This window comes from Anaerostipes sp. Marseille-Q3525 (assembly GCF_018223505.1).
Taxonomy (GTDB): domain Bacteria; phylum Bacillota; class Clostridia; order Lachnospirales; family Lachnospiraceae; genus Anaerostipes; species Anaerostipes amylophilus.
Genome location: NZ_JAGTTT010000066.1, coordinates 1 through 2,720, shown reverse-complemented (window position 1 = coordinate 2,720; position 2,720 = coordinate 1). Strand labels below are relative to the sequence as shown.

Genomic DNA, 2,720 nt, shown 5'->3' with positions numbered 1-2,720 from the left:
AGAACAGGAAACAGTAAAGAAGACCATTTCCTATCAGTGGACACTCATGGATAAGGACCAGAACATCACACGGTTTGATGCGAATGGAACGATGGTTTCACAGGAAGATGCAAACGGAAACTTCCTGCTATATGAGATGGATGAAACAGGGCTGTTAAAGACTGTGACAACAGACAAGAACCAGTCCCTTAAGATGCAGTATAATGATCAGAACCTGTTAAAAGAGATCGAACTTGCAGATGGAACAAAGATGCAGTATACCTACGATACAGCAGGAGATCTTACCAATGCAGCTCATGTGTCAGCGGACGGAACCCAGTCTGTACAGGAACCATATGCTTATGATAAAGAACATCATATGACAGCCATAACGGATGCAGAGGGAAATGATTATGGTGTTACATATGAAGGGGAAAAGGCAGTCCGTTTTACCAAACCGGACGGAGAATACCAGCAGATCACATATGGGGATGGAACAACTATGGTATCCCTTCATAAGAGTGATGGAACAAAGATATCCGAAGATTCCATGACCTATGAGAAAAACAGTGGAAAGCTCTTATCTTCCACAAATGGGAATGGAGTTAAGACGACATACCAGTATGAGAACACAGAGAATCCACTGTTGCAGACAGGAACTGAGACAACCGTATGCTATCAGACATTAGAAAACAATCAGGTAAACTTTAAGAATGATGTAAAAGTAACGACAACAACATCCTATGACAGCAACGAAAACGTAGTGGAAGAAGTGGATGAGACAGGGCAGGTAACAAGCACAACCTATGGAACAGGGAAAGAATTCAGTCTTGCACAGACAGAAGTGATCAAAAACAGTGAGGGAGAAACTACTTCAGACACAACCTATGATTACGATGATCATGGAAATACGATCCTTGAGTATGAAGATATCGGAGATAGCAGGACAGAGTATACATATGATGAGGATGGGGAAGTCAAAGAAGAACAGTCCTATGAGAATGTTAAGTCAGAGGGGGATGCCGGAGTTCTGACGTCCGAACAGACAACACAGAAAGAAGAAGCAGACCACAAAGTCAGTGAGACATTAACCAGCACACAGGGAGAAGTGACACAGGAAGATACAACCTCCTATGATGCGATGGGAAGGGAAGTTTCAAGTACGGACCAGAATACAGGAGAAGTGACAACCATCACCTATGATTTTATGGGACGTGCAGTAAAGACAGAAAGATCCCTGAAAGATCAGGAAGGAAAGGATATCGTCCAGACAGAGATAAAGAGCTATAATGCAAACGGATCAGTCACATCAGAGACGAGCAGTGCAGGAGTTACAATCAAGTATACTTATGATAACAGAAACCGTGTAACTACCACAAAGGAAGAAGCAGACAATAAGACAAAAACAACAGAAACTTCTTATGGATATGAAACTGCCGTGATCCATACCCTGACAGGCACAAAGACTTATAAAGATCTTCAGGTACAGACAACCAGAGTCAATGGAACCGTGACAGACAAGACATGGACAGAGCATGCAGGCAATACAGTCCGTACCTTAAACAGCGGTATCTATACGGATCATGTCTTTACCGAAGATGGAAAAGAGATCGCAGCGGTCACACTTGGAAGCAGTACCGATGGAGAAGGAAAGATCTCCCTGACGTTATACAACAAAGAAGGAAAAACAACCCATACGATCAGCCAGCCGGTGGTTGATGGAGACAGTATCACCACAGGAAAAGATACGATCATTCATGAGACTGCGTATGATGTCAATGGAAATGAGAGTGCCGTGACCGATGGAAACGGAAATGTTACAACCTATACTTATGATGACCAGAACCGTGTCACAGGTGTCAGCAGAAAGAATGGAAACGAAACCATCAGCAACAGTATTTCCTATGACATGGGAACCGATGGAAAGACCACGACCAGTGTCAAAGATGCCAACGGACATGTGAACAAAGAAGTGACAAATGAAGCAGGACTGACAGAAAGCACCACGGATCTTGGAGACGGAGAAGAACAGATCACAACAGCTTACAGTTATGACACAAACGGAAATAAGATCAGGGAAACCTATGCAGACGGCGGTTATAAGACATTTGATTATGACAGGAAGAACCGCCTGATCAAAACAGAGTCCTATGAAGCAGGGGAAGCAGGAGAAAGTATCGGAGAGAAGACCTTAAAGACGGTCTACAGCTATGATATCAACGACAGACTGTTAGAAAGTATTGACTATCAGATCGACGGAGCAGAGGAAACAGCGATTCGTTACACAGAATATCAGTATGACCGCAGAGGACAGACCACAGGATATGCAGAATTAAGTCAGGAAAACGAACCGACAGCCGATGAGATCAAAGCACATCAGATCAGATATCATTATGATAGTGATGGAAAGCTTACAAAGGTTACTTATCCAACGACAAAGAACGGAGTTCATGCGTTGTCCTATGAATATGACCAGAACGGATGGCTGACAAAGATCAAAGGAGAGATCCAGTCAGGAGACAGCGGGACTGAAAAGACGGTACGAAGCTATACTTATGACAGCTATGGAAAAGTTAAGGAGATCAAAGACTACAGAGATCTGTTAAACAGCAGCGATCAGGCAGTGAAGAAAGCCTACACTTATGACAGCCTTGACCGTGTCAAAGAGATGACGTACACAGATCTTGAGACAGGAAAAGTCATGGAATCCTACCATTACAGTTATGACAAGAATTCCAATA

The 2,720-nt window shown here is 43.2% G+C and carries 1 protein-coding gene; it reads left to right on the top strand.

Going from position 1 to position 2,720, the window contains the following annotated elements; translation table 11 throughout:
• Positions 1-2,720: RHS repeat protein (locus KE503_RS14245; protein ID WP_212385702.1), on the top strand; the 2,720-nt coding region annotated here is incomplete at both ends.